Here is a 25474-nt window from a genome sequence, read left to right on the forward strand (position 1 = left end):
ACACGTCCCGACGGGCGTCCGGCATCGCGCCGGGCGCCCGTCGGCGTTCCCCGGCCCGGTCTCTGTCACTCCCTGTAGCGGGGAAGGGGCGGCGGCAGGGGCCAGGCACCCTGCACGGCAGGGGGGCCGCGGGAACAAAGTAGTCTTGAGTCCATGCCCGAACGCCGTACCGTCGCCCTTGTCACTCTTGGCTGCGCCCGTAACGAGGTGGACTCGGAGGAGCTTGCAGGCCGCTTGGCAGCGGACGGCTGGGACCTCGTCGAGGATGCCTCCGACGCGGATGTCGCAGTCGTCAACACCTGTGGGTTCGTCGAAGCCGCCAAGAAGGACTCCGTCGACGCCCTGCTCGAAGCCAACGATCTGAAGGATCAGGGCCGCACCCAGGCCGTCGTCGCCGTCGGCTGCATGGCCGAGCGCTACGGCAAGGACCTCGCCGAGGCCCTGCCGGAGGCGGACGGTGTCCTCGGATTCGACGACTACGCCGACATCTCCGACCGGCTCCAGACCATCCTCAACGGCGGCATCCACGCCTCGCACACCCCGCGCGACCGCCGCAAGCTGCTGCCGATCAGCCCTGCCGAGCGGCAGGACGCCGCCGTGGCGCTGCCCGGCCACGCCCAGGAGACGCCCGCCCCCGCGCCCGAGGACCTCCCCGAGGGGGTCGCACCGGTCTCCGGGCCGCGGGCGCCGCTGCGCCGCAGGCTCGGCACCAGTCCCGTCGCCTCGGTGAAGCTCGCCTCCGGCTGCGACCGCCGCTGCTCCTTCTGCGCCATCCCCTCCTTCCGCGGCTCGTTCATCTCGCGGCGTCCCTCGGATGTGCTCCAGGAAACCCGCTGGCTGGCCGAACAGGGCGTCAAGGAGGTCATGCTCGTCTCCGAGAACAACACGTCGTACGGCAAGGACCTCGGCGACATCCGCCTCCTGGAGACCCTGCTGCCCGAGCTGGCCGATGTGGACGGCATCGAGCGGATCCGGGTCAGTTACCTCCAGCCCGCCGAGATGCGACCGGGCCTCATCGACGTCCTCACCTCGACGCCGAAGGTCGCCCCGTACTTCGACCTCTCCTTCCAGCACTCCGCCCCCGGTGTGCTGCGCGCGATGCGCCGCTTCGGCGACACCGACCGTTTCCTGGAGCTCCTGGACACCATCCGGAGCAAGGCCCCCCAGGCCGGCGCCCGCTCCAACTTCATCGTGGGCTTCCCCGGCGAGACCGAGGCGGACCTCGCCGAGCTGGAACGCTTCCTCACCGGCGCCCGTCTCGACGCGATCGGTGTCTTCGGTTACTCGGACGAGGAGGGCACCGAGGCGGTCGGTTACGAGAACAAGCTCGACGCCGACACCATCGCGGAGCGCCTCGCCCACATCTCCCAGCTGGCCGAGGAGCTGACCTCGCAGCGGGCCGAGGAGCGCGTCGGCGAGACCCTCCAGGTGCTGGTGGAGTCCGTGGAGTCGGAAGAGGACGGCGAGGTCGCGATCGGGCGCGCGGCGCACCAGGCCCCCGAAACGGATGGCCAGGTGGTCTTCACCACACGCGAGGGGCTTGTTCCGGGCCGTATGGTCGAGGCGAAGGCAGTGGGCACCGAGGGCGTCGACCTGGTGGCCGAACACCATGAGCTTGCGGAGGTAGCCAGATGACCGGAGTCCCGGCATCCGCGGCAGGCGGCTCCGGCGCGAAGCCGGTCCGCGGCGGGAAGCTGGGCACTGCGGCCGTCAACCAGGCCAGCCTGTGGAACATCGCCAACATCCTGACCATGGTGCGGTTGCTGCTCGTGCCCGGGTTCGTCCTGCTGCTGTTCCACGACGGCGGATACGACCCGGTCTGGCGCGCGTTCGCCTGGGCGGCCTTCGCGGTCGCGATGATCACCGACCTGTTCGACGGTCATCTGGCACGGGCGTACAACCTGGTCACCGACTTCGGGAAGATCGCCGACCCGATCGCCGACAAGGCGATCATGGGCGCGGCGCTGGTCTCGCTGTCCGTCCTGGGCGATCTGCCGTGGTGGATCACCGGGGTGATCCTCGCCCGTGAGCTGGGTATCACGCTGATGCGGTTCTGGGTCATCCGGCACGCGGTGATCCCGGCCAGCAGAGGCGGCAAGCTGAAGACGCTCGCCCAGGGGACGGCGGCCGGGATGTACGTTCTGGCGCTCACCGGGCCCCTGGCGACCTTGCGTTTCTGGGTGATGATGGTCGCCGTCGTGCTGACGGTCGTCACCGGACTCGACTACGTACGCCAGGCCGTCGTCCTGCGTCGCCAGGGCGTCGCCGCCGAGCGCGCCGCCGCGGCCGAGTGCGCCGCAGAGGCCACGGAGGCCCTCCAGGCCACCGTGGGCACCGAGCCTGCCACCGGCCCGGCCACCGGATCGGTGGCAGGCGCGAAGGACGTACGCGCCGCTGCCGAGGCGCGCGACGCCGCGGAGGCCGAGCGGTGACAGCCGCTGCCCGGGTGCTCCGGCTTCTCGGAGCGCGGGGCGAGACGCTCGCCGTGGCCGAATCCCTGACGGGCGGCCTGGTCGCCGCAGACCTGACCTCCGTACCCGGCGCCTCCCGGTCCTTCCGCGGATCGGTGACGGCATACGCCACCCCTCTGAAGCGGGACGTCCTGGGCGTCGACGAAAGCCTCCTGGCGGAACGCGGAGCCGTGGATCCCGAAGTCGCGCGGCAGATGGCGGCCGGCGTGCGCCGGGCGCTCGGTGCGGACTGGGGCGTCTCCACCACCGGGGTCGCCGGACCGGAACCACAGGACGGACAGCCGGTCGGCACGGTCTACGTGGCCGTGGCAGGACCCTCCGGCATCGAGAAAGTGACGGCTCTGCGATTGAATGGTGAGAGGGCGGATATCCGTAGTGAGAGTGTGCGAGGCGCCCTCGAACTGCTCGCAGGCGAACTCGGTGAGACTGCGCGGGCACAGGATACGGAACAGAACGGGGGGAATTGATGTTTGCAGCCCTGAGTGAACACGTCATCGCTCCCCGCACGGCCGCAGCACAAGGCGGTACGGTAGGGCGTGAAGGATGCGGCTACGCGGTCCGAGGAGGGAGCCACCGATGATTCTGCTCCGTCGCCTGCTGGGTGACGTGCTGCGTCGGCAGCGCCAGCGCCAAGGCCGTACTCTGCGCGAAGTCTCCTCGTCCGCCCGGGTCTCGCTCGGTTATCTCTCCGAGGTGGAGCGGGGGCAGAAGGAGGCATCCTCCGAGCTGCTCTCCGCGATTTGCGACGCGCTTGACGTACGGATGTCCGAGCTCATGCGTGAAGTGAGCGACGAGCTCTCACTTGCTGAGCTGGCCGAGTCGGCAGCTGCCAGTGATCCGGTCCCAGTACCGGTTCGCCCCATGCTCAACTCCGTCTCCGTCTCGTCGGTCGCAGGTGTGCCGTCGGGCCGGGTGACCATCAAGGCGCCCGCGGAAGCGGTGGACGTCGTCGCCGCCTGATCCACGCGGCACAGTTGCTCGACCGGAGTCCCGGTCGACCCCTGTCGGGGTCGACCGGGACTTTCGCGTTCGACGTCCATGCGACGGCCGGCTCTTCCGTGCGGCGGGACGTGAAAGTCGCGCGCCGCATGCAGGTGTGAGCCCTCGGCGGGTGGGCAGACGGAGGACAAGGCCCGCATGACCGTTTTGCTTCATATGTGCCATCGTGGGTGATGCACCGAGACGGTCGGTGAAGCGGCTGACGGATGGGAGTAGCGCACATGTCTGTGGTCAAGAGCACGTTGTCCGAGAGCGACCTCAAGGTCGTGGGAGCGGCGCTGCAGGGCGCTCTGGTCGACCTCGTCGACCTCTCCCTGGTGGCCAAGCAGGTCCATTGGAACGTGGTCGGTCCACGCTTCCGCTCCGTGCACCTTCAGCTCGACGACGTCGTCGTCACGGCCCGGCAGCACTCCGACACGGTCGCCGAGCGCGCCTCGGCGGTCGGGGTGAACCCGGACGGGCGTTCCGGCACGGTGGCCAAGGAGACCGCCATCGCGTCCGTGCCCGAGGGCTGGATCAAGGACACCGACGCCGTGCGGATCCTGGTGGACGCGCTGGGCGTGGTCATCGGCCGGATGCGGGAGCGCATCGAGGCGACCGACGCACCGGATCCGATCACCCAGGACCTGCTGATCGGGCTGACGGCGGAGCTCGAGAAGCACGCGTGGATGTTCCAAGCCGAGAGCGCCTGAACCGGCGCCCGGCCGGCGAACGAGATACCTCCCGAGCAGAAGGAGCGACATCATGAGTGAAAACGGAGCCATGGACAAGATGAAGGGCAGGGGCAAGGAGGCTGTCGGCAAGCTGACCGGCGACCGCCGCAAGGAGGCCGAGGGCAAGGCCGATCAGGCCAAGGGCGGAGCCAAGGACGCGGCGGGCGGAGTCGGCGAACGCGCCAAGGGCGTGAAGGACTCCCTCCGCCGGGACGACGACAAGTAGTCCCGAGCCGCCGGAGCCCCTGCCCCGAGGTCCGTGCCCCCGCCGTTTCGGCGGGGGCACTCCTGTGTGGGTGACCCCTCGGCCGGGCGTTCTGGATGCACCACGCCCACTGCCAGGGGAAACTGCCGGAAAGGACGTCGGCCGCGGGAGGCAGCGATGATACGGCGACGGGTGCCGGCGCTGGTTCTCGGCGGACTGTGGTGGTGGGCGGTACTCCGGCTGGTGCTGCGTCCGGAACAGGCGGGGCTGGTGGAGGGGGCGGTGGCGGCGGGGGGCTGGGGGCTGAGCCTGTTGCCGGTCCATGTCTCGACGGACGGGGCGGTCAGCCCGGTGGGTCCGTCCGGGCGGTCGGGACGGTCGGCGCGGTCGGAGTGGTCGGGTCTGCTTGAGCCGTCGGGGACGTTGGGTTCGTTGAGGCGGCGGTGGTCTACCAAGGCATGGCGACGCCGCCGTTCGGCCGGAGAATCTGACCGGTCATGAAGGCCGAGGCGTCCGAGGCCAGGTGCAGCACGGTATGGGCGACGTCCTCCGGTTCGCCGACCCGGCCCAGCGGGGAGATCCGGGCCATCGTCGCCTCCGCCCGGTGCTGCCCCGAGGCGTCGCGGCGGTCGGTCATGGGCGTACGGATCCAGCCGGGTGCGACGGCGTTCACCCGTACGGCGTGAGGCCCCAGCTCCGTGGCGAGCGTCTTGGTGAGCTGCACCACGGCGGCCTTCGCGACGCTGTAGCAGAGCAGGCCCGCGCTCGCGGAGTCCACCGCACCGGACGCCATCGTGATCAGCGAGCCGGGGGCGGAGCGGGCGGTCATGGAGCGGGCCACTTCCTGGCAGGCGTACAGCACCCCTCGGAAATTGACGGCGAGCACGCGGTCCAGGTCCTCGTCCGCCGTCTCCAGCACGCTGCTGGTGTGCATGATCCCGGCCGCGGCGACCAGGACGTCGAGATGCCCGGCCGCACCGACGGCCGTACGGACCTGGTCGCGGTCGGTGGCGTCGACGGGGTGGGCCCGGGCGCTGCCGCCCGCTTCGGTGATCAGGTCGTACGTCCGGCGCAGCCCCGTCTCGTCACGGTCCGCGCAGTGCACCGTCGCCCCGGCCTCCGCGAGCAGCAGTGCGCTCGCCCGACCGATGCCGCTCGCCGCGCCGGTGACGAACGCGGCGCGGCCCGTGAGGTCGTACGCGGAGAGAGGCATGACGGGACCGTAAGACCGCATCTGACAGGTCGTCAACTAGGCGGTCGGTCCCTATGGGGTCGGTCCCGATTGGCAACCGGGACACCAGTAGGTGGGGCGGTCGTCCTGGTCGGTGAGACGGATCGGGGTTCCGCAGCGCAGACAGGGGCGGCGAGCCCGCCCGTAGACGTACAGCCGCTCCCGTACGCGGACGGGGGGACGGGCGCGGGCCGGGGTCGGTGTGGTGGCCGGGGAGCTCGGTGGGGGCATCGGGGCGGGCGTGCTCGGCGGGCCCGGTGGCGAGCGGAGTTCGGCGGTGATCGTCGTGGTGCGGGTGGGGCGGTCGCGGTTGGCGTGCAGCAGTCGCTCCGCGAGCGTGACGAGCCGGAGGAGCGCGCCGTCGGGGAGGGCGCCCACGGGGAGCCAAGGGGTGACGCGGGCCAGGAAGCACAGCTCGCACTTGTAGACGTTGCCGATGCCCGCCAGATTGCGCTGGTCCAGGAGTGCCTCGCCGAGGGGGCGCTCCGGCGCGGCGAGCAGCCGGTCCAGGGCCAGGCCGGGGTCCCAGTCGGGGCCCAGCAGATCAGGGCCCAGATGGCCCACGGCCCGGTCCTCCTCGCTGGTGCGCAGCAGCTCCAGCACCGGGAGCCGGTAGCCGACCGCGGTGTGCTCCGCGTTGGCGAGGATCGCGCGGATCTGGTGCCCCGGGCCGCCCCGCCAGCGTTCGTCCGGGGCGTACACCCGCCAGGCGCCGTCCATCCGGAGGTGGCTGTGCAGGGTCAGGCCGCCCTCGACGCGGGTGAGCAGGTGCTTGCCGCGGGCGGTGACGTCCAGGACGGTCCGGCCGGAGAGGTCGGCGGTGGCGAAACGGGGGACGCGCAGGTCCGACCGGGTCAGCACCCGCCCGGCCAGCGCCTCGTGGAGCCGGGCGGCGGTCTGGAGGACGGTGTCTCCTTCGGGCATGCCTCCATGATGGGCCGGGCCGGGGCGTTCGTGCGATGGGCCGGCCCACCGTCGGGTCGGGTGGCGTGCGGCCGGAGGGCGGTGGCGTCGCCGACGAGGGAGGTGCCGTCCGTCGAGGTGCTGTCCGTCGAGGTGCTGTCCGTCGAGACGCTGGGCCCGGGACGTGCGGGGGCGGCGCCTCGGAACGTCGGCAGCTCGGATCAGGCGCGCAGGCGCAGGCCTCTCGGAGTGGCGAGGAACCCGGCCGACTCCAGCGTCCGGCCCAGCGGCGAGGTGAGGGACGAGACGCCGTTCGTCCGCTCCACCGTCACCGTACCCAGGGCGCCGGCGCGGGCCGAGGCGGCCAGGGCCTCGGCCGCCGCCCGCAGGGCCGGGGCCTCGGGGTCGGGCGGCCACGCAAGGAGGGTCTTCCCGCCCCGCTCCATGTAGAGCGTCAGCTCGCCGTCGACGAGGACCACCAGCGCCCCCGCCTTGCGGCCCGGCTTGTGACCGGCGCCGTCCGGGGCCTCGGGCCACGGCAGGGCGGCGCCGTACGCGTTGGCCGGGTCGGCCGCGGCCAGCACCAGAGCCTGGGGTGCGGAGTCCGGATCCCGGCGGTCGCGGGCCGTTGAGGCCGCACGCAGGCGGTCCACCGCGCCGTCCATCGCGAACTGGGCGGCCCCGAGCCCCTCGACCACGTAGCCGCGCCGCGCCTGCCCGTTGTCCTCGAAGGCGGCCAGGATGCGGTACGTCGCGGAGAAGCCGCCCTCCACCCCTTCGGCCTGCACCGCGCCGCGGGTCACCACGCCGTGCCGGTCGAGGAGGGTCCGGGCCAGGGCGTGGGCGCGGTGGGTCGGTTCCGGTTCGGCCGGGGGCAGCAGGGACCAGCGGCCCGACACGGTCGGCGGGCCGGTCCGGGACGCGGGGCGGGCGGCGGCGGTGAGCGAGCCGTAGCGCCCGCGCGGGACGCTGCGACGGGAGCGGTGGGCAGTGGAGCCCGCCGTCCGCCCCGAGCCCAGGAGCGAACGCAGCGGGGCCAGGGTGTCGTTGGTGAGCCGCCCGGACCAGGCCAGGTCCCACAGCGCGTCGGCAAGCTGCTGGTCCGCGCAGTCCGGGTGGGTCGTGGCCCGGACCTGGTCGGCGATCTGCCGGAAGAAGAGGCCGTACCCGCCGGAGAGCGTCGTGAGCACGGACTCGTGGAGCGCCGACAGCTCCAGCGGGTGCGGCGGAGGCAGGAGCAGCGGCGCGCTGTCGGCGAGGTAGAGGGAGACCCAGCCGTCCTTGCCGGGCAGGGCTCCCGCCCCGGCCCAGACGACCTCGCCCGTGGTCGTCAGCTCGTCGAGCATCGCCGGGGCATAGCCCATGACCCGGCTCGGCAGGATCAGCTTCTCGAGCGCCGACGCGGGAACGGGAGCGCCCTGAAGCTGCTCGACGGCGCGGGCCAGCCCGTCGATGCCCCGCAGACCGCTGGAGCCGAAGTGCTGCCACTGGGGGAGGAAGGAGGCGAGGGCCGCGGGCGGCACCGGCTCCAGCTCCTGGCGGAGCGCCGCCAGCGAACGGCGGCGGAGCCGGCGCAGCACCGTGGCGTCGCACCATTCCTGGCCGATGCCCGCCGGGTGGAATTCTCCCTGGACGGTTCTGCCGGAGGCCGAAAGACGTTGCAGCGCCCCGTCGGTGACGGCGGTGCCCAGCCCGAAGCGCTCAGCGGCCCTGGCGGCGGTGAACGGGCCGTGTGTACGGGCGAAGCGGGCGAGGAGGTCGCCGAGCGGGTCCTTCACCGGCTCGGTGAACGCCTCGGGAACGCCGACCGGGAGCGCGGTGCCCAGGGCGTCGCGGAGCCGGCCGGCGTCCTCGATCGCCGCCCAGTGATCGGCCCCGGCGATCCGGACCTGGATCGCCCGGCGGGCCGACGCCAGCTCCGGTGCCCAAGCCGGCTCGGAGCCCCGCTCGGCGAGCTCGGCGTCGGTGAGCGGACCGAGTACGCGCAGCAGGTCGGCGACGCCCTCGACGTCCTTGACCCGCCGGTCATCGGTGAGCCACTGCAGCTCCCGTTCCAGCTCGGTGAGGACCTCGGGGTCGAGCAGTTCGCGCAGCTCCGCCTGGCCGAGCAACTCGGCGAGGAGATGGGAGTCCAGGGAGAGGGCTGCGGCGCGCCGCTCGGCGAGGGGCGAGTCTCCCTCGTACAGGAACTGCGCCACATAACCGAAGAGGAGCGAGCGGGCGAACGGCGAGGGCTCCTGGGTGGTCACCTCGACCAGCCGCACCCGGCGTGCCTCCAGGTCGCCCATCAGTTCCGTGAGCCCGGGGACGTCGAACACGTCCTGGAGGCATTCGCGGACAGCCTCCAGGACGATCGGGAACGAGCCGAACTCCGAGGCGACCTGGAGCAGCTGGGAGGCCCGCTGGCGCTGCTGCCAGAGCGGGGTGCGCTTGCCGGGGGAGCGCCGGGGCAGCAGCAGGGCGCGCGCGGCGCACTCCCGGAACCGGGCGGCGAACAGGGCCGATCCGCCCACCTGGTCGGTGACGATCTGCTGGACCTCGCCCTGGTCGAAGACGACGTCGGCGGCCGCCACCGGGGGCTGGTCGCTGTCGTACGCCACGGCTCCCGGCGCGGGTCCGCCGTGGTCGGTCTCCGGAGGCCCCGGGGCGTCGAAATCGAGCAGGTCCAGGCCCATCATGTCCGCGTCGGGCAACCGCAGCACGATTCCGTCGTCGGCGTGCATCACCTGGGCGTCCATCCCGTAGCGCTCACCGAGGCGGGCGGAGAGCGCGAGCGCCCAGGGGGCGTGCACCTGGGCGCCGAAGGGGGAGTGCACGACGACCCGCCAGTCGCCCAGCTCGTCCCGGAACCGCTCGACCAGGATCGTCCGGTCGTCCGGGACGTGGCCGCAGGCCCGGCGCTGCTCGTCCAGATAGGCCAGGATGTTGTCCGCCGCCCAGGCGTCGAGCCCCGCGGCCAGCAGGCGCAGCCGGGCGTCCTCCTCGGACAGTCCGCCGATCTCCCGGAGGAACGCTCCCAGGGCACGCCCGAGCTCCAGGGGACGGCCCAGCTGGTCGCCCTTCCAGAACGGCAGCCGGCCCGGAACACCCGGGGCGGGCGAGACGAGGACCCGGTCCCGGGTGATGTCCTCGATCCGCCAGGACGTGGTACCCAGGGTGAAGACGTCGCCCACGCGGGACTCGTAGACCATCTCCTCGTCCAGCTCACCGACCCGGCCGCCGCCCTTCTTCGGGTCGGCCCCGGCGAGGAAGACTCCGAAGAGCCCTCGGTCGGGAATGGTGCCGCCCGAGGTGACGGCGAGCCGCTGCGCCCCGGGGCGGCCCGTGACCGTGCCCCCGACGCGGTCCCACACGACCCGGGGGCGCAGCTCCGCGAAGGCGTCGGAGGGATAGCGTCCGGCGAGCATGTCGAGCACGGCGGTGAACGCGGACTCGGGGAGCGAGGCGAACGGGGCCGCCCGGCGGACCAGGGCCAGCAGGTCGTCCGCCTGCCAGCTGTCCAGCGCCACCATGGCGACCAGCTGCTGGGCGAGGACGTCCAGCGGGTTGGACGGGATGCGCAGCGCCTCGATCGCCCCTGTCCGCATCCGCTCGGTGACGACGGCGGCCTGCACCAGATCGCCGCGGTACTTCGGGAAGACCACTCCGGTGGAGACCGCTCCCACCTGGTGTCCGGCCCGGCCCACCCGCTGGAGGCCGGAGGCGACGGAGGGCGGGGACTCCACCTGGATCACCAGGTCGACCGCGCCCATGTCGATGCCCAGCTCCAGGCTGGAGGTGGCCACCACGGCGGGCAGCCGGCCAGCCTTGAGGTCCTCCTCGACCTGAGCCCGCTGCTCCTTGGAGACCGAGCCGTGGTGGGCGCGGGCCAGCAGGGCGGGAGCGCCCCTGCCCGTACCGGACTGGGCCATGATCTCGGCGGGGGCGTGCGCCTCAGGGAGGACGGGCGCCGGGTCGTCGGGGTCGAACGCGGTGCCGGTGGCCCGCTCGTACGCGATCTCGTTCAAGCGGTTGCACAGCCGCTCCGCCAGCCGCCGGGAGTTGGCGAAGACGATGGTGGAGCGGTGCGACTGCACGAGATCGGCGATGCGCTCCTCGACATGAGGCCAGATCGAGGGTTTGTCCGCCTGGCCGGAGTCACCGCCGGTGGCGGGCGAGCCGCCCAGCTCGCCCAGGTCCTCGACGGGGACGACGACCGAGAGGTCGAACTCCTTGGTGGACCGGGGCTGGACGATCTCCACCTTGCGCTGCGGCGACAGGAAGCGGGCCACCTCGTCGACCGGCCGCACCGTCGCGGACAGGCCGATGCGGCGAGCGGGACGCGGCAGCAGCTCGTCGAGACGCTCCAGGGACAGGGCGAGATGGGCGCCGCGCTTCGTGCCGGCGACCGCGTGCACCTCGTCGAGGATCACCGTCTCGACGCCGGCCAGCGCGTCCCGGGCGGAGGACGTCAGCATGAGGAACAACGACTCGGGCGTGGTGATCAGGATGTCCGGCGGCTTGGTCACCATGGAGCGCCGCTCGGCGGGCGGGGTGTCTCCGGACCGGATGCCGACCCGAACCTCCGGCTCCGGCAGGCCCAGGCGGACCGACTCCTGGCGGATGCCGGTCAGCGGCGAGCGGAGGTTGCGTTCGACGTCGACCGCGAGGGCCTTGAGCGGGGACACGTACAGCACGCGGCAGCGCTTCTTCGCATCGGCGGGCGGCGGCTCGGCCGCCAGCCGGTCCAGCGACGCGAGGAACGCGGCCAGCGTCTTACCGGAACCGGTCGGCGCGACGACCAGGACGTCGCTGCCCTCGCCGATGGCCCGCCAGGCGCCCTCCTGCGCGGCGGTGGGCGCGCTGAAAGCTCCGGCGAACCAACTGCGGGTCGCGGGCGAGAACGCGTCGAGCGCGGATCCGGTCATGCTCCCCATCGTGCACCCCGGCACTGACAACGGGCTGGTGACACCGCCCGCGATGGCCCGCTCAGCCGGTGGCGCACGACCGGGACCTGCGAGAATGGCCCCATGACGGGAGCGGACGGTACGGAGGAATGGGCCCGGCACTGGCAGTTCGCCGCGCTGCCCGACCTCGATCTGCTGCGCGCCCGGTACGTGCGCCACACCTTCTCCCGGCACAGCCACGAAGGCTATGTCTTCGGCGCCGTCACCGGTGGGGTGGAGGACGTGGGCCTGCCGGGCGGCACGGTCCACGCGATCCCCGGAACCGTCGTCATGATCAACCCGGAGGTGCCGCACACCGCCCGCTCCGGGGCGCCCGAGGGGTGGGCGTACGCCACGCTCTACCCGTCGACCCGGGTCGTCAACGACATCGCGGCCGAGGTGACGTCCCTGCGTGGCACGGTCGGCTTCGCCGAGACCCGGGTGACCGACCCTCATGCCTCCCGCCTGATCACCGAGGTGCACCGGGCGGCGGAGGAGGGCAACGCGCTGGCGGCCGACAGCCTGCTGCGGATCCTGGTCACCCGGCTCCTCGGTCGGCACGGCAGCTCATTGCCCGGACTGGCCGCGCACGCCGGGGGTGCGCGGAACGCCGTGCGCGCCCGAGCCGTGCTGGAGGAGCGCATGGCCGCCCCTCCCACACTGGAGGCGCTCGCCGCAGAGCTGGGCATCGGTCCGTTCGCGCTGCTGAGGGCTTTCAAGAAGGAGTACGGGATGCCACCCCACACGTGGCTCACCAATGCCCGGGTGCGCAGGGCCCGCCGCATGCTCGACGCCGGTGTCGCGCCCGCTGAGGCCGCGACCGCCGTCGGCTTCACGGATCAGCCGCACCTCAATCGCCACTTCACCCGCATCGTGGGTGTGCCGCCCGGTGCCTACCGGCGCGAGCGCGGAGTGCTGCGGCCCGGACGGTGAGGGCGCACGAAACGTACCGGTGATGGTGCGGAACATGTCGCAAGGTGTGCAGATTGCGTCTCTCCGTGAGCGGAGAGCGCCGACTGGTGTGTAAGGAACGCAGCCGACGGGTGTGCAAGAACGTACAAGACCGGGCCCCGACGATCCCCGTAGCGTTCCGGGCGTGGCAGAACAGACAGCACCCCCAGGGAGCACCGGAGCGCCCGGTGCCACAGCGGCCGGTCCGCCAGGCCGACCGGCCGAGGTCCTTCCGGACAAGCCGGACGCGGCCGTCGTGCGCGACGCGCTCGGCGTCGGCATCGCCGTCGGGCTCTCCGGCTTCGCCTTCGGCGTCACCTCCGCGGGCTCCGGCCTCAGCCTGCTCCAGACCTGCGTCCTGAGTCTCCTCGTCTTCACCGGCGCCTCGCAGTTCGCCCTGGTCGGCGCGCTGGCCGCGGGTGGCAACCCCTACACCGCGGCGGCCGGGGCGTTCTTCCTGGGCGTCCGGAACGCGTTCTACGGTCTACGGCTCTCGCAACTGCTCGCACTTCCCCGCGCGGTACGGCCCTTCGCCGCCCACTGGGTCATCGACGAGACGACCGCGGTCACCCTGCCCCAACCCACCCGGCGGGCCGCGCGCATCGGCTTCACGGTCACCGGACTCACCCTGTACGTGCTGTGGAACCTCACCACCCTGGTGGGCGCCCTGGGTGCCGAGGCGCTGGGCGACACCGACGCGTGGGGCCTGGACGCGGCGAGTCCCGCGGTGTTCCTCGCGCTGCTCGCGCCGATGCTCAAGAGCACCGTCGAACGCGTCACCGCGGGGCTGGCCGTCCTGCTGGCCCTGACGCTGCTGCCCGTTCTGCCGGCTGGCGTACCCGTTCTGCTGTCGGCGCTCGCGGCACCCGTCGTCCTCTTCCTCAGGGGACGGACGAAACGGGGGCCGAGCCCCGAGGGCCCCGAGGACGGCGCGGCGACCCGGCAGCAGAAGACGGCACAGCAGGAGAAGGAGGAGCGGCGCCCATGAACGTCTGGATCGCCATCGGACTGACCGTGGCGGGCTGCTACCTCGCCAAACTCCTGGGCCTGCTGGTGCCCGCGGGCGTGCTGGAGCGACCACTGGTCCAGCGCATGGCCGCCCTGCTGCCCGTGGCGCTGCTGGCGGCTCTCACCGCTCAGCAGACCTTCGGCGACGGTCAGCAGCTCGTCCTCGACGCCCGTGCCGCCGGTCTCGGGGCAGCGGCACTGGCCCTGGTCCTCCGCGCTCCCTTCCTGGTCGTCGTCGGCGCGGGAGTCCTGGTCACGGCCGGAGTCCGGGCGCTGGCCTGAGCGAGCCGAACGCCCGAGAATCGAACGCGGGAGCGATCAGTCCGCCGCCCCGGACACGCGGTCAGCCGAGCGGACGACCGTACGAGCGGAGCGTCCCCAAGGCCCTGAGCGTCACCAGGGGGCGTCCTTCCAGTGCGGTACCCGGGGCCCACTGGCGCCAGGTCACCGGCCATCCGCCGTCGTCCTGCTGCTCGGCGGCCAGGTGGTCGAGCGAGCGCTCCAGCTCCTCGTCCGTGAACCAGCGGCGGGCCAGCGACCCGGGCGTACGGGCGTAGTCGTGCGGGAAGTGGTGCTCGCCCGGCGCGTAGCCCGTCGCCACGGGGTACTCCGCCCGCCGGGAGGGATCGAGCACCGCGAGCCGTTGTTCGCGCACCAGGCGGCCGAGCCGGTCGGCCACCACCTCGGCGCGTGCCCGGTCCGGGGCGCAGTCCAGAAAGGCGACGGCGGCCTCGATCTCGTAAGGATGGGACTGCTCCAGAGCCTCGACGGCACTCCAGCAGAAGTCCGTCGCCCGGAACAGCCAGGCGTGCCACACCTGATTGCCGTGGAGCAGCCCGACGACCGGGCCGGTCGCGAGCAGCTCCGCCGGAGGGTCGTCCACGATGGGGATGAACGGGGCCGCCGGATACCCGCGCTGTGTAGGAAGCAGAGCGGGAAGCGCCCCTTCCTTGGTGGACACATCGGTCAGAAAACGACAGATCCGTTCGACGCGCTGTCCGGCGCAGCGATCGATCGAATCCAGAACACTCAGCGCATGGGCGGTGTGCAGCGGTTGGCTGACCGGACCCCGGAGATCGGGTTCCAGCGCGTGACCGTAGCCGCCGTCCTCGTTCTGATAGGCGGAGAGGGCCGTTTCGACGGCGTCGGGATCCCCCTCCAGGAAGCCATGGGCGAACCTCCGCTGTTCGAGGACGCGGGCCGTGAGCCAGATGAACTGTTCGGCTCGCGCGAGGGTGCTTGCTCCGGTTCCAGCCATGGACCGACCGTAGAGGGGAAAGGCGTCCGGCACATGCCCGGCGGACCGGCTGCACTCTCAGGAGCGGGATACTGGTGGCATGCGGTTGACGATTTTCTGGGAGCGGATGGCCGACCACTTCGGTGCGGCGTACGCGGACTCCTTCGCCCGTGACCATGTGATGGCCGAACTCGGCGGCCGCACGGTGCACCAGGCGCTCGACGCGGGCTGGGACGCCAAGGACGTCTGGCGCGGGGTCTGTACGGCCATGGACGTTCCGGCCGACAGGCGCTGAAGCCGGTGGGCGTTCCGGCGGGCGAGCGCTGACCCGTTCCGGGCAGGTACGGAACGGGGACGGAGGGGAGTGGTCGGCTCGGGGCGGGGGACCGGTGGCCGACGGCATAGGCCAGACTTGCCCCGTGTCATCGACAGACGAGACCGCCCCGGCCCAGCCGTCCGCATCCCCGCCCACCCCGCCGGCCGCACCGCCTGCGCCGCCCTCCGGAGCAGGCGGGGTCCGCATGCCCGGCTGGCTGCCGCGTGCGATGGTGCTGGCCCTGGCGCTCTACGCCTGCTTCCAGCTCGGCAGTTGGGCGTTCTACCAGCTCATCGGGTTGCTGACGAACGTGCTGATCGCGTTCTTCCTCGCGCTCGCCATCGAGCCCGCGGTCGGCCGGATGGCGGATCGCGGCATGCGCCGCGGGCTCGCCACGTTCCTCGTCTTCCTCGCAGTGATGATCTTCGGCGTCGGATTCGTGGTGCTGTTGGGGTCGATGCTCGCGGGCCAGATCGTCGACATGGTCGACGAGTTCCCCAAGTACATCGACTCGGTGATCAACTGGGTCAACCAGACCTTCCGTACCGAACTCTCCCGGGTCGAGGTCCAGGACAGCCTGCTGCACTCCGACTGGCTGCAGAAGTACGTCCAGAACAGCGCCACCGGAGTGCTCGACGTCTCCACCACGGTGCTCGGCGGGCTGTTCCGGCTGTTGACGATCTTCCTGTTCTCCTTCTACTTCGCGGCCGACGGTCCCCGGCTCCGCCGTGCCCTGTGCTCCGTCCTGCCGCCGGCCCGGCAGGTCGAGGTGCTGCGCGCCTGGGAGATCGCGGTCGACAAGACCGGCGGGTACATCTATTCGCGCGGTCTGATGGCGTTGATCTCCGGCGTGGCGCACTACGTCCTGCTGGTGATCCTCGGGGTGCCCTACGCCCCGGCACTCGCCGTCTGGGTCGGACTCGTCTCGCAGTTCATCCCCACCATCGGCACGTATCTCGCGGGTGCCCTGCCCATGCTGATCGCCTTCACGGTCGACCCCTGGTACGCGCTCTACGTGCTCGGGTTCGTCGTGATCTACCAGCAGTTCGAGAACTACGTGCTCCAGCCCAAGCTGACCGCGAAGACCGTCGACATCCATCCCGCGGTCGCCTTCGGGTCGGTCATCGCCGGCACGGCCCTGCTCGGGGCGGTCGGAGCGCTGGTCGCCATTCCCGCCGTCGCCACGCTCCAGGCGTTCCTCGGCGCCTATGTGAAGCGGTACGACGTCACCGACGACCCACGTGTGCACGGGGGCAGCAGCCGTGCGCCCGGGAGGCCGTTGCCGTCCCGGATACGCCGTCTGGTGTGGCCTCGGCGGTAGCAGCCGGTCGTGATGGGCCGCCTCAGCGGTAACCCGTCACATCGGCCGGCAGACCGGGGTCCTGGACCTCGGTCAGATACCGCCAGGCGTCGGGCCGGCTCCCGTCCACATCGGTGAAGCCGTACACCTGGGCGAGCTGCCCGCTGGAGAGCGACCTGCCGTTCCAGCGGGCCACCTCGGGGTCGCCGGCGAGGGCGGCCACAGCGCGGCCGACGTACGCGGGGGACTCGGAGATCGCGAAATGGGGCGTGTGCGCGACGGCGTCCCGCCAGGTGGTCTCGGTCACCCCGTGGGCCTGGAGCATGGCCTCGGAGCGCAGCCAGCCCGGAGTGAGCGCCACGGCCGTGGCCTGGTGCGGTGCGAGCTCATGGCCGAGGGCGAAGGCCATCCGGTTCACCGCGGCCTTGGCCAGGTCGTAGAAGAACGAGACGCGGTAGTGGGACGCGTTGTACTCGTCCGTCCCGTCGGTCATCTCGACGACCAGGCCGCCCGGTGTCTCGATCAGCAGCGGCAGCGCGAAGTGACTGGTGATGGCATGGGTGTCGACGGCCAGCCGCAGGGTGTGCAGCCCGGTGTCGAGCGACGACTCCCACACCGGCCTGTCCCACTCGATCTCGGCCCCCCAGATGTCGTTCACCAGAATGTGCAGGGCGCCCTGTTCGCTCGCGATGCGGGCCACCAGAGCCCTGACCCGGTCGGGAACCAGGTGATCGACCTGGACGGGGATGCCCCGCCCGCCCGCCGTGTCGACCAGGGCCGCGGTCTCCTCGATCGTTTCGGGCCGGTCCATCTCGGACCGCTCGGACCTGCTCGTACGGCCGGTCACATACACGGTCGCCCCGGCGGCGCCGAGCTGGACGGCGATGCCCCTCCCGGCCCCGCGGGTGCCTCCGGCCACGAGTGCCACGCGGCCGGCCAGATCGGATTCGGGGGCCTGTCCTCCGTCGGGTGCACCGGGCCCCGCAATCGCTCCCATATCGATTGAATATAGGGCGATAGGATCAGGTGCGCAGGTTCGGCTGCATTCCGCCAGGGGCTGCGGTCAAGGGCTGCGGTCAAGGGGCGACCAAAGGGCCGCGTGGTGCGCTTGACAGGAAAATCGAACATCCATTCTGATGAGATTCCGGCCGGGTTTTCCCGGGCCCGGCCGCGAAGTTGTCCACAGGCCGGGAGGACGTCGAGGCCCGTTGTCAGTGGCAGGGGTTAGCGTCTGAGACGTGAAGCGATCGACTCAAGCAAATCGGGTGGAACCCATGGCAGCAGGTAACGACCGCGAGAAGGCGCTGGACGCCGCGCTCGCACAGATTGAACGGCAGTTCGGCAAGGGCGCGGTGATGCGCCTGGGTGAGCGGCCGAACGAGCCCATCGAGGTCATCCCCACCGGATCGACCGCTCTCGACGTCGCCCTCGGCGTCGGTGGTCTGCCGCGCGGCCGTGTGGTGGAGGTGTACGGGCCGGAGTCCTCCGGTAAGACGACGCTGACGCTGCACGCGGTGGCGAACGCGCAGAAGCTCGGCGGCTCGGTGGCGTTCATCGACGCCGAGCACGCGCTGGACCCGGAGTACGCGAAGAAGCTCGGCGTCGACATCGACAACCTCATCCTGTCCCAGCCGGACAACGGTGAGCAGGCGCTGGAGATCGTCGACATGCTGGTGCGCTCGGGCGCCCTGGACCTGATCGTCATCGACTCCGTGGCGGCCCTGGTGCCCCGTGCGGAGATCGAGGGTGAGATGGGCGACTCGCACGTGGGTCTCCAGGCGCGTCTGATGAGCCAGGCCCTCCGCAAGATCACCAGTGCGCTGAACCAGTCCAAGACCACCGCGATCTTCATCAACCAGCTCCGCGAGAAGATCGGTGTGATGTTCGGCTCCCCGGAGACCACCACCGGTGGCCGGGCGCTGAAGTTCTACGCATCGGTGCGCCTCGACATCCGCCGGATCGAGACGCTCAAGGACGGCACCGACGCCGTCGGCAACCGCACCCGCGTCAAGGTCGTCAAGAACAAGGTCGCCCCGCCGTTCAAGCAGGCGGAGTTCGACATCCTCTACGGCCAGGGGATCAGCCGCGAGGGCGGTCTGATCGACATGGGCGTGGACCACGGCTTCGTCCGCAAGGCCGGCGCCTGGTACACGTACGAGGGCGATCAGCTCGGCCAGGGCAAGGAGAACGCCCGCAACTTCCTCAAGGACAACCCCGACCTCGCCAACGAGATCGAGAAGAAGATCCTGGAGAAGCTGGGGATCGGTGTCCGCCCGGACGCCGATGCGGGCGAGCCTGCCGCGGACGCCGCTGCGACGGCGGCCGGAGCACCGGCGGCCGAAGCGGCGGCGAAGCCGGCGACCACCGCGGCCGCCAAGGCCAAGCCGGCCAAGACCGCGGCGGCCAAGAGCTAGGCCGTGACACGTCGTACGGAGTGGCCGGGCGGCGCTGCCGAGCCCGGCGGCGAACTCGAAACCGACTACGGGCCCGTCGAGCCGGAGGCGGGCGTCGGGGCGCGGCCCGGGCGCCGCTCACGCGGTGGAGCGGGCGGCGGGAGCGGATTCGGCGAGGGGGCGGGCCGCCGTGCCCGCTCCGGCACCAGGAGCAGCGGCTCCCCTTCCTCGTCGAGAGCCGAGAACGGGGAGCCGCGTGACCCGGTCGAGCAGGCGCGCAACATCTGCCTGCGGCTCCTCACCGGGACGCCGCGAACGCGCAAGCAGCTCGCGGACGCCCTGCGCAAGCGGGAGATCCCGGATGAGGCGGCCGAGGAAGTGCTCGCGCGTTTCGAAGACGTCGGGCTGATCGACGACGCGGCGTTCGCCGGCGCATGGGTGGAGTCCCGGCACCACGGTCGGGGACTCGCGCGCCGTGCCCTCGTCCGTGAGCTGCGGACGAAGGGCGTGGACTCCACCGTGATCGACGAGGCGGTCGGTCGACTCGACCCGGATCAGGAGGAGGAGACGGCGCGGGAGCTCGTGGCCCGCAAGCTCCGCTCCACGCGGGGTCTGGACCGGGACAAGCGGCTGCGCCGCCTGGCGGGGATGCTCGCACGCAAGGGATACGGGGAAGGCATGGCCCTGCGGGTGGTGCGCCAGGCGCTGGAGGAGGAGGGCGAGGACACGGAAGGCATGGACGAGCCTTTCTGAATACGGGGGCCGGAGACGTTCGCGGCCAAGAGGCAGAGGCCGGCCAGGGAGTAGTGGCGACCGCCATCGACCGTCCGCCATCGACCGTCCGCCGTCGACCGACTGCCGTCCGGCGCCGGCGGCCAGTGGTCAACAGCTTCCGGCGGCCGCCTTCGATGGCCGGCGGTCAGTGCATCCCGACGGCACGCGTCCGATGGTCAGGGACCATGGTCACTGTCCCGCCAGGGACGCGCGGCGGATGGTGGCGTCCACGAGTGCCAGGGCGTCCGCTGCGGTGCGGCCGGGATGGCGGTTCCAGGGGCCGATCAGTCCGGGCCACCCCTGCGCGCGCAGCTCCGTGATCAGCCAGGCGCCCGCCCGGTCCACGGTGTCGAGGGAGCCGTAGCCGAGGCGGTGCGCGGAGATGAGGGCGCCGCAGACGCAGCGTGCGCCACGAGTGTTCCGCAGCCGGTACGGCGTGTTCTGCCAGCCCCACTCGGCCAGGATCTGCCGTGCGTAGCCGAGATGGGTCGACGGGCGGAGGTCGCTCTGCCCGACCCGCCGCCAGAGGTGGACGCGGTCGGGCAGCATCGCGCCCAGCCTCCCGGGCAGCGGGCGCTCGTGCGGAGGTGCGACCGGCAGTGTTCGCAGAGTGTCGTCGACGAGCCGGTCCACGGGCACGGACAGCAGGGTTCGCCAGTCGAAGGGCTCTGTGGGCGCGGGTTCCGCGGGTTCCGCGGGTTCCGCGGGTTCCGCGGGTTCCGCGGGCCGTGCGGACGTCGGCTCCGCCGGAGTAGGCACGGGCTCGAAAGGCTCGGGAACCGTGCGCTCCCAGCCTGTGACGATCTGCTGCCACGCCTGGGTGTCGTGCAGCCGGGAAGCCTGGCCGTCGAGCTGGTCGGGGGTGAGGAGAGCGGTCGCCATGAATGCGTCATCTCCGTACATTTCGGTCCTCTGTGTGAGGTGAATGTCGGTCACGCACGGCGATTGCTCTAGTGGAACGTGGCGTTCGGGTGTGTGGCACCCGAACGGATCCGGCTGACCCCCGCACCGAACAGAGTCGATGCTTGACGCCTGTCTCCTGACGCCTGACGCCCGCCACCTGAGCTCAGGTGGCGGGCGCCGGATGGCAGATCCCGGTGGCATGCCCGGCACCTGAGCCCGGGCGCGGCTCCGGGCATCAGTTCCCGGGCATCAGCTCCCGGGTTTCACGTGGAGGGGGCGGCGGAGATGACCGGAAGGCCCGCGCCGCGCCACGCCTGGAAGCCGCCGATCAGGTCGGTGGCCCGGTGCAGGCCCAGCTGCCGCAGCGAGGCGACCGCGAGGCTGGAGGCGTACCCCTCGTCGCAGATGACGATGATCCGTAGGTCGTGGCTGACCGCTTGGGCGGCACGGTGGCTGCCCCGGGGGTCGAGCCGCCACTCCAGTTCGTTGCGTTCGACGACCAGCGCGCCCGGGATCAGTCCGTCCCGGGCGCGGAGCTCCGCGTACCGGATGTCAGCGAGAAGGGCCCCGGCCTCCGCCGCCGCGGCAGCCTCGGGCGGGCCGATCCGGTCGTAGTCGGCCCTGACCCGCTCCAGCAGTTCGTCGATGCCCACGGGCGTCGGGGCGTTCGGCACGGTCTCGCCCCGGTCCGTGTTCCGCTCCTCGCTCACTGCCAGTCCTCCGGGCTCTCGGTCTGCTCCAGGCGAAGCACCGCACCGGTGCGGCTGAACCGGCGGATCCGCGACAGGGGCGGGTAGTAGGCGTGGACGGAGACCGCGTGGGCGACCTCCGACTCGTTGAGGACCTCATGGACGTGGTTCTGTCCGAAGGCCCTGCCCTGACCGGTCGCCAGATCCCGCGATCGGTCCACCCCGTCCGTCAGCTCCAGCGTCTTCCAGCCGTCGGTGGGCAGCCGCACGGCCAACGAGTGCTCCTTGAGGGCGCCGGCAGCGGTGGTGAACGCGCCGAACGAGTCGGCGTGGTCGTGCCAGCCCGTGCCGGTGCCCGGCGGCCAGCCGATGAGCCATGCTTCGCTGCCGCCCGGTCCGTCGAGCCGGATCCAGGTGCGGCCCTCCGGATCGAGGGGGAGCGAGGCGATGAGCGCCTCGTCCCGAGCGGCGCCGCGGACGAAGTCCATCAGCTCCGCGACGGTCGGTGCGGCGGTAGAGATTGCGGAGCCCCCGGCCATGGGGGTGGAAGGGGAAGGAACAGTGGCAGTCGTGGGCACGGCGGAGCTGGGGGAAGACACGAGGACCGTCCTGGGAGTTCGCGCGGGGTTCCGGCCGTGCGCAATGCGGCACGCACCGGTGGAGGGAGGCGAGTCAGCAGGACGGGCGACACACGCAGCCCGCGTAACGGACGAGGTCCATATGGACCCTCCGCCACAGGCGCACATCGGTGTCGGTCATGATCTGGAGTACACCACGCGCGCCCGTGCCGGTCAATCGATCAATGGGGACCGGCGGTCCCGTCGGCGTGGACCGGTGCCCGGGGCAGCGGTTCGCGCCCCGTGTCTTGTTCGTCCCCGCCCTCGCCGGGTTCCACGGGCTCCCGAGGTTCACGGGGCGCACCGCCCAGAGCGGCCCGTGCCGCGGTGAGCAGCTCCGCGGGCCGTACGCCGCCGAAGGCGGCCACCAGGTGCCCGTCCGGCCTCACCAGCAGGACCGTGTGCGCCGATGCTCCCGGATAGTTCTCGGTGACCAGCAGTTCCGTCGACCCGGGTAGTGCCGCCACGGCGTCAGTGAGACGGGGCATGACGCCCGCGGTCCGCCAGTGCCGCCGGTCCCAGACTCCGGTCCCCGGCGCGACCAGGACCACCAGCTGATGGCCCTTCCCGAGCCGCTCCCGCAGGCGCCCAGTCGTTCCGTCCGGCACGGTCACCGTCACATCGACGACCGGCGCACCGGGGGGCGTACCGACGACGGCGTGCGCCTCCGTGTGCGGTGGCGCAAGGGGGGAGTGTGAGTACGAAGGGGGCGCACCCAGCGCTCCGCAGCCCAGATGGCCGTCGGAGAGCAGGGTGTCGTGACCACGTGCGGCGCCCGGGACCAGAGTCCGCAGACCGCCTCCGCCGCGGAGTATGGGCAGCGACTGGTCGGCGGCGCGCAGCCGCGAGGCCACCGCCGCCCGGCGCTCCGCGTGGTAACTGTCGAGGAGGTGCTCGGCCGGACCGTGGTGCCACGCGTGGGCCAGCTTCCAGGCCAGGTTCTCGGCGTCCCGGATCCCCTCGTCCAGTCCCTGCGTGCCCACGGCGCCCAGCAGGTGCGCCGCGTCGCCCGCCAGGAAGGCCCGCTGCTTGCGCCACCGCCGGGCGAGCCGGTGGTGGAGCGTGTGGACGCCGGTGTCCAGCAGTTCGTACGCCGGGGTCTCGCCGCACCAGCCGGCCAGCGTGTCCCGGACACGGGTGATCAGAGCTTCGGGGGTGACCAGTTCGCCACGCGGCGGCAGCAGCCAGTCGAGCCGCCAGACGCCGTCCGGCAGCGGCCGGGCGGAGACCTCGGCGCCCCCGGTCCGCCAGGGAGGCTGCCGGTGCAGGACAGCCTCGCCGGGCCAGGGCAGCTCGGCCCGGAGCGCGGCTACGGCATGCCGCTCCACCGCCGTACGGCCGGGGAACCGGATGTCCAGCAGCTTGCGCACGGTCGACCGTGCGCCGTCGCAGCCGACCAGATAGCTCCCGCGCCACCAGGTCGATCCCGGTTCCCTCGTGTGCACCGTGATGCCGTCGGGGTCCTGCTCCAGCGTGTCGATCCGGCTCAGCGGCACCCGCTGGACCAGCGGTGCCTTGTCCGCCGCCGCGCGCAGCGCGGCGCTCAGCGCGTGCTGCGGAACATGGAGGGGCGCGGGAAGGAGCCCGGTGAGCGGGGCCTCGTCCGGATCGCCATCACCCCCGCTCAGCGGCACGTTCCGGACGAGCTGCTTGCGGCGCATCGAACGCCATCCGGACCAGCGCAGCCCGGCCCGGTCCAGCTCCCGGCAGCCGAGGCGGCCCATCAGATCGGCGGTGTCCTCACGCAGCACGACCGTGCGGGCGGGGCGGGGCTCCTCCGCGCCGGGGCCCTCGTCGAGAACGACCGAGGGGACGCCCCGGGCGGCGAGGGCCAGCGACAGCGTCAGCCCGACGGGCCCGGCGCCGACGACGATCACCGGGTCCACGGCTCGTACCCTCCGGCCCGTACGGTCATGCGGAACGTGGCATAGGAAGCCGGGTGCGTGATCACAGAACGTATGCAACCCACTGGTGGTGCTTGCGTCAAGTGACCGAGGCAGCGACGCGTGCGCCGCTGCCTCGAATGCTCCTGCTCGTCAGGGCCGGGAAGGGCCCGGGGACGGTCAGTCCTTCGTCACACCGGCCCCACCGGTACCGTCGGCCGCCGGGCCTGCGCCCCCTGCGCCCCCCGCGACCGGGCCGGGAACGGCCTCCACCGCCGGGATGCCGGCGGCCGGGGCGCCGGGCGCCACCTTGATGCCGGTCCTGGCGCGGCGGCCGCGCTTCTCGATCCACGTCGCCAGCGCCGAGAGCAGCAGGCACATCGCGATGTAGAGCGTGCCGATGACGACGATCGTCGAGACGTACGGGTACTGGCCGTTCACCTGCGTGTTGGAGGCGATCAGCCGCGCGGTCTGGAGCAGCTCCGGGTACAGGATGATGAAGCCGAGCGAGGTGTCCTTGAGGGTCACCACGAGCTGCCCGATGATCGTCGGCAGCATCGACCGGACGGCCTGCGGCATCAGGACGCTGACCATGACCTGCGTCTTGCTCATGCCGAGCGCGTACGCGGCCTCGCTCTGGCCCTTGGGCACCGAGTTGATGCCGGCCCGCAGCACCTCGGCCTGGACGCAGCCGTTGTAGACGGACAGACCCGCGGCCAGCGCCCACATCGAGTGGTCGGTGAGGAAGCCGACCCAGATGGCGTAGATGGTGATCAGCAGCGGGAGCGAGCGGAACAGCTCGATGAAGGTGGTCGCCGCCCAGCGGACCGGCTTGTGGTCGGAGAGCCGGCCCACCACCAGCACCACGCCGAGGACCAGCGAGCCGACCGCGGCGAGACCGAACGCCTTGAGCGTGGCGAGCAGGGCGTCGGCGATGTTCTGCCGGATGCCCGTGTAGTTGAAGATGTCCCACATCGCGGGGGCGAGGTGCCCCTTGTCGGCGAGCCGCATGATGCTGATCGCGATCAGCGCCGCGATGGCGAGGCTGCCGACGACCGCGTAGATCCGGTTGCGGACGACGGCCTTGGGACCCGGGGCGTCGTAGAGAACGCTGGCGCTCATCGGGCGACCTCCATGCGACGCTCCAGCAGCCGGAAGAGGCCGCTGATGGTAAACGTGACGATCAGGTAGCCGATGGCCACCCAGATGAAGACGGGGACGATGTCGTAGCCCTTGTCGCTCATCAGCTTCTGCCAGCCGAACAGCTCGGCGACGCTGAAGGCGCCGGCGATCGCGGAGTTCTTCGTCAGCGCGATGAAGATGCTGCTCAGCGGCGGGATCACGGTCCGGGTCGCCTGCGGGAGCACCACGATCTGCAGCGTCTGGGCGAACGTCATGCCGATGGAGCGCGCGGCCTCCGCCTGGCCCAGCGGCACGGTGTTGATGCCGGAGCGGACCGCCTCGCACACGAACGAGGAGGTGTAGAAGCCGAGCGCCAGCGAGCCGAGCACGAACGGGCTCATCCCCGGGAAGAGAATCTCGGGCACGACGAAGAAGAAGATCAGGAAGAGCAGCGTCAGCGGGGTGTTGCGCATCAGCGTCACCCAGGCGGTGCCGAAGTACCGCAGCGGCGGCACCGGCGAGACCCGGAATCCGGCGATCAACACACCGAGGACCAGGGCGATAACCGAGCTGACGGCGGTGATCGACACGGTTCCTATGAAGCCGTCGCGGAACTCTGGAAAATTGTCGAGCAGTACGTTCATGAGGTCTCCGCGTCGGCGGTCAGCGGCATCAGGGCAGGGGAAGGGGCGCCCCGTACGCCCGCTGCCCCCGGGAACACCGGGACGGCGGTGGCGTACGGGACGCCTGGGTCACTCGCGGGGCGTCGTGGGGGTTGACACGGGGTGCCGGCTCTCGGACGGCGGGCCGGAGCCCGCGGTCCGGGGGCCGACG

General features: G+C 71.8%; 26 protein-coding genes. 14 read left to right on the top strand and 12 right to left on the bottom strand.

Annotation, left to right across the window (positions count from 1 at the left end; translation table 11 throughout):
- The first annotated feature begins 153 nt into the window (after window positions 1–153).
- From rimO to ACH4RG_RS34070, 7 genes are all read left to right on the top strand, one after another.
- The gene (gene rimO, locus ACH4RG_RS34040) at window positions 154–1635 is read left to right on the top strand and encodes a 30S ribosomal protein S12 methylthiotransferase RimO (RefSeq protein WP_397932755.1); all 1482 of its coding nucleotides are present in this window, start codon (window positions 154–156) and stop codon (window positions 1633–1635) included.
- Window positions 1632–2432 carry a CDP-diacylglycerol--glycerol-3-phosphate 3-phosphatidyltransferase gene (gene pgsA, locus ACH4RG_RS34045; RefSeq protein WP_398540719.1) on the top strand — a complete coding sequence of 267 codons (801 nt, stop codon included), beginning with the start codon at window positions 1632–1634 and terminating at the stop codon, window positions 2430–2432. Before rimO ends, pgsA begins: the two co-directional genes overlap by 4 nt.
- Window positions 2429–2938: a CinA family protein gene (locus ACH4RG_RS34050; RefSeq protein ID WP_397925270.1), complete on the top strand. Its 510-nt coding sequence runs from the start codon at window positions 2429–2431 to the stop codon at window positions 2936–2938. The genes pgsA and ACH4RG_RS34050 overlap by 4 nt, the downstream gene beginning before the upstream one ends.
- A gap of 109 nt (window positions 2939–3047) precedes the next feature.
- Window positions 3048–3431 carry a helix-turn-helix domain-containing protein gene (locus ACH4RG_RS34055; RefSeq protein ID WP_003965837.1) on the top strand — a complete coding sequence of 128 codons (384 nt, stop codon included), beginning with the start codon at window positions 3048–3050 and terminating at the stop codon, window positions 3429–3431.
- 260 nt (window positions 3432–3691) lie between these two features.
- Window positions 3692–4162: a Dps family protein gene (locus tag ACH4RG_RS34060; protein WP_397925272.1), complete on the top strand. Its 471-nt coding sequence runs from the start codon at window positions 3692–3694 to the stop codon at window positions 4160–4162.
- Between the two features lie 52 nt (window positions 4163–4214).
- A complete protein-coding gene (locus ACH4RG_RS34065) occupies window positions 4215–4409 on the top strand; it encodes a CsbD family protein (RefSeq protein ID WP_398540720.1) in 195 nt (64 codons plus the stop codon).
- A gap of 156 nt (window positions 4410–4565) precedes the next feature.
- Window positions 4566–4889, top strand: a complete 324-nt coding sequence (locus ACH4RG_RS34070; RefSeq protein WP_398163428.1) for a hypothetical protein — start codon at window positions 4566–4568, stop codon at window positions 4887–4889.
- Here ACH4RG_RS34070 and ACH4RG_RS34075 read toward each other — a convergent pair.
- From ACH4RG_RS34075 to ACH4RG_RS34085, 3 genes are all read right to left on the bottom strand, one after another.
- Window positions 4837–5601 carry an SDR family NAD(P)-dependent oxidoreductase gene (locus ACH4RG_RS34075; protein ID WP_398540721.1) on the bottom strand — a complete coding sequence of 255 codons (765 nt, stop codon included), beginning with the start codon at window positions 5599–5601 and terminating at the stop codon, window positions 4837–4839. The genes ACH4RG_RS34070 and ACH4RG_RS34075 overlap by 53 nt on opposite strands.
- A 51-nt stretch (window positions 5602–5652) precedes the next feature.
- Window positions 5653–6543, bottom strand: a complete 891-nt coding sequence (locus ACH4RG_RS34080) for an Fpg/Nei family DNA glycosylase (protein ID WP_397925280.1) — start codon at window positions 6541–6543, stop codon at window positions 5653–5655.
- Between the two features lie 200 nt (window positions 6544–6743).
- A complete protein-coding gene (locus tag ACH4RG_RS34085) occupies window positions 6744–11429 on the bottom strand; it encodes a DEAD/DEAH box helicase (protein WP_397925282.1) in 4686 nt (1561 codons plus the stop codon).
- Window positions 11430–11531: 102 nt separating this feature from the next.
- Here ACH4RG_RS34085 and ACH4RG_RS34090 point away from each other — a divergent pair, with 102 nt between their 5' ends.
- The 3 genes from ACH4RG_RS34090 to ACH4RG_RS34100 all read left to right on the top strand — a co-directional run bounded on the left by ACH4RG_RS34090 (window position 11532) and on the right by ACH4RG_RS34100 (window position 13688).
- Entirely contained in the window at window positions 11532–12380 is an 849-nt protein-coding gene (locus ACH4RG_RS34090; protein WP_397932747.1) for an AraC family transcriptional regulator, read from the top strand.
- 163 nt (window positions 12381–12543) lie between these two features.
- Window positions 12544–13386: an AzlC family ABC transporter permease gene (locus ACH4RG_RS34095; protein WP_397932745.1), complete on the top strand. Its 843-nt coding sequence runs from the start codon at window positions 12544–12546 to the stop codon at window positions 13384–13386.
- Window positions 13383–13688, top strand: coding sequence for an AzlD domain-containing protein (locus ACH4RG_RS34100; protein WP_003965829.1), 306 nt, complete (start codon window positions 13383–13385; stop codon window positions 13686–13688). The genes ACH4RG_RS34095 and ACH4RG_RS34100 overlap by 4 nt, the downstream gene beginning before the upstream one ends.
- Window positions 13689–13749: 61 nt before the next feature.
- Here the strand turns inward: ACH4RG_RS34100 and ACH4RG_RS34105 are convergent, their stop codons facing one another.
- On the bottom strand, window positions 13750–14664 hold the full coding sequence (locus ACH4RG_RS34105; RefSeq protein ID WP_397925288.1) for a hypothetical protein: 915 nt from the start codon (window positions 14662–14664) through the stop codon (window positions 13750–13752).
- A 79-nt stretch (window positions 14665–14743) separates the two neighbouring features.
- On the opposite strand from ACH4RG_RS34105, the gene ACH4RG_RS34110 reads away from it, so the two are divergent.
- Both ACH4RG_RS34110 and ACH4RG_RS34115 read left to right on the top strand, forming a co-directional pair.
- Window positions 14744–14938, top strand: coding sequence for a DUF3046 domain-containing protein (locus ACH4RG_RS34110; RefSeq protein WP_003965827.1), 195 nt, complete (start codon window positions 14744–14746; stop codon window positions 14936–14938).
- 226 nt (window positions 14939–15164) lie between these two features.
- Window positions 15165–16280 (top strand): AI-2E family transporter, encoded by a 1116-nt coding sequence (locus ACH4RG_RS34115; RefSeq protein ID WP_397925507.1) that lies wholly within the window; start codon window positions 15165–15167, stop codon window positions 16278–16280.
- 22 nt (window positions 16281–16302) lie between these two features.
- On the opposite strand, the gene ACH4RG_RS34120 is transcribed toward ACH4RG_RS34115, so the two are convergent.
- Entirely contained in the window at window positions 16303–17187 is an 885-nt protein-coding gene (locus ACH4RG_RS34120) for an SDR family oxidoreductase (RefSeq protein ID WP_398540763.1), read from the bottom strand.
- Window positions 17188–17533: 346 nt separating this feature from the next.
- On the opposite strand from ACH4RG_RS34120, the gene recA reads away from it, so the two are divergent.
- A complete protein-coding gene (recA, locus tag ACH4RG_RS34125) occupies window positions 17534–18673 on the top strand; it encodes a recombinase RecA (RefSeq protein ID WP_018961830.1) in 1140 nt (379 codons plus the stop codon).
- A gap of 3 nt (window positions 18674–18676) precedes the next feature.
- Entirely contained in the window at window positions 18677–19405 is a 729-nt protein-coding gene (gene recX / locus ACH4RG_RS34130) for a recombination regulator RecX (RefSeq protein WP_397925292.1), read from the top strand.
- Window positions 19406–19615: 210 nt separating this feature from the next.
- Here the strand turns inward: recX and ACH4RG_RS34135 are convergent, their stop codons facing one another.
- The 7 genes from ACH4RG_RS34135 to ACH4RG_RS34165 form a co-directional block, all read right to left on the bottom strand.
- Entirely contained in the window at window positions 19616–20308 is a 693-nt protein-coding gene (locus tag ACH4RG_RS34135) for a hypothetical protein (protein WP_398540722.1), read from the bottom strand.
- 284 nt (window positions 20309–20592) lie between these two features.
- Window positions 20593–21039: a rhodanese-like domain-containing protein gene (locus tag ACH4RG_RS34140; RefSeq protein ID WP_398540723.1), complete on the bottom strand. Its 447-nt coding sequence runs from the start codon at window positions 21037–21039 to the stop codon at window positions 20593–20595.
- On the bottom strand, window positions 21036–21617 hold the full coding sequence (locus ACH4RG_RS34145; RefSeq protein WP_398540724.1) for a cysteine dioxygenase: 582 nt from the start codon (window positions 21615–21617) through the stop codon (window positions 21036–21038). The genes ACH4RG_RS34140 and ACH4RG_RS34145 overlap by 4 nt, the downstream gene beginning before the upstream one ends.
- A gap of 73 nt (window positions 21618–21690) precedes the next feature.
- Complete coding sequence (locus ACH4RG_RS34150; RefSeq protein WP_311605579.1) at window positions 21691–21777, bottom strand: putative leader peptide; 87 nt, start codon at window positions 21775–21777, stop codon at window positions 21691–21693.
- Window positions 21778–21817: 40 nt separating this feature from the next.
- Window positions 21818–23521, bottom strand: coding sequence for an FAD-dependent monooxygenase (locus tag ACH4RG_RS34155; protein ID WP_398540725.1), 1704 nt, complete (start codon window positions 23519–23521; stop codon window positions 21818–21820).
- A 177-nt stretch (window positions 23522–23698) separates the two neighbouring features.
- The gene (locus tag ACH4RG_RS34160) at window positions 23699–24640 is read right to left on the bottom strand and encodes an amino acid ABC transporter permease (protein ID WP_397925302.1); all 942 of its coding nucleotides are present in this window, start codon (window positions 24638–24640) and stop codon (window positions 23699–23701) included.
- Window positions 24637–25284 (bottom strand): amino acid ABC transporter permease, encoded by a 648-nt coding sequence (locus tag ACH4RG_RS34165; RefSeq protein ID WP_007458744.1) that lies wholly within the window; start codon window positions 25282–25284, stop codon window positions 24637–24639. The genes ACH4RG_RS34160 and ACH4RG_RS34165 overlap by 4 nt, the downstream gene beginning before the upstream one ends.
- Window positions 25285–25474 lie beyond the last annotated feature (190 nt).

Source organism: Streptomyces sp. NPDC021019, assembly GCF_044333295.1.
Classification (GTDB): domain Bacteria; phylum Actinomycetota; class Actinomycetes; order Streptomycetales; family Streptomycetaceae; genus Streptomyces.

Coding starts and splice junctions, on each gene's coding strand:
- ACH4RG_RS34105 (WP_397925288.1), bottom strand. CDS start 14,664: ATGGCTGGAACCGGAGCAAGCACCCTCGCGCGAGCCGAACAGTTCATC.
- rimO (WP_397932755.1), top strand. CDS start 154: ATGCCCGAACGCCGTACCGTCGCCCTTGTCACTCTTGGCTGCGCCCGT.
- ACH4RG_RS34115 (WP_397925507.1), top strand. CDS start 15,165: ATGCCCGGCTGGCTGCCGCGTGCGATGGTGCTGGCCCTGGCGCTCTAC.
- pgsA (WP_398540719.1), top strand. CDS start 1,632: ATGACCGGAGTCCCGGCATCCGCGGCAGGCGGCTCCGGCGCGAAGCCG.
- ACH4RG_RS34075 (WP_398540721.1), bottom strand. CDS start 5,601: ATGCCTCTCTCCGCGTACGACCTCACGGGCCGCGCCGCGTTCGTCACC.
- ACH4RG_RS34070 (WP_398163428.1), top strand. CDS start 4,566: ATGATACGGCGACGGGTGCCGGCGCTGGTTCTCGGCGGACTGTGGTGG.
- recA (WP_018961830.1), top strand. CDS start 17,534: ATGGCAGCAGGTAACGACCGCGAGAAGGCGCTGGACGCCGCGCTCGCA.
- ACH4RG_RS34135 (WP_398540722.1), bottom strand. CDS start 20,308: ATGGCGACCGCTCTCCTCACCCCCGACCAGCTCGACGGCCAGGCTTCC.
- ACH4RG_RS34060 (WP_397925272.1), top strand. CDS start 3,692: ATGTCTGTGGTCAAGAGCACGTTGTCCGAGAGCGACCTCAAGGTCGTG.
- ACH4RG_RS34065 (WP_398540720.1), top strand. CDS start 4,215: ATGAGTGAAAACGGAGCCATGGACAAGATGAAGGGCAGGGGCAAGGAG.
- ACH4RG_RS34165 (WP_007458744.1), bottom strand. CDS start 25,284: ATGAACGTACTGCTCGACAATTTTCCAGAGTTCCGCGACGGCTTCATA.
- ACH4RG_RS34100 (WP_003965829.1), top strand. CDS start 13,383: ATGAACGTCTGGATCGCCATCGGACTGACCGTGGCGGGCTGCTACCTC.
- ACH4RG_RS34090 (WP_397932747.1), top strand. CDS start 11,532: ATGACGGGAGCGGACGGTACGGAGGAATGGGCCCGGCACTGGCAGTTC.
- ACH4RG_RS34150 (WP_311605579.1), bottom strand. CDS start 21,777: ATGACCGACACCGATGTGCGCCTGTGGCGGAGGGTCCATATGGACCTC.
- ACH4RG_RS34080 (WP_397925280.1), bottom strand. CDS start 6,543: ATGCCCGAAGGAGACACCGTCCTCCAGACCGCCGCCCGGCTCCACGAG.
- ACH4RG_RS34160 (WP_397925302.1), bottom strand. CDS start 24,640: ATGAGCGCCAGCGTTCTCTACGACGCCCCGGGTCCCAAGGCCGTCGTC.
- ACH4RG_RS34085 (WP_397925282.1), bottom strand. CDS start 11,429: ATGACCGGATCCGCGCTCGACGCGTTCTCGCCCGCGACCCGCAGTTGG.
- ACH4RG_RS34055 (WP_003965837.1), top strand. CDS start 3,048: ATGATTCTGCTCCGTCGCCTGCTGGGTGACGTGCTGCGTCGGCAGCGC.
- ACH4RG_RS34110 (WP_003965827.1), top strand. CDS start 14,744: ATGCGGTTGACGATTTTCTGGGAGCGGATGGCCGACCACTTCGGTGCG.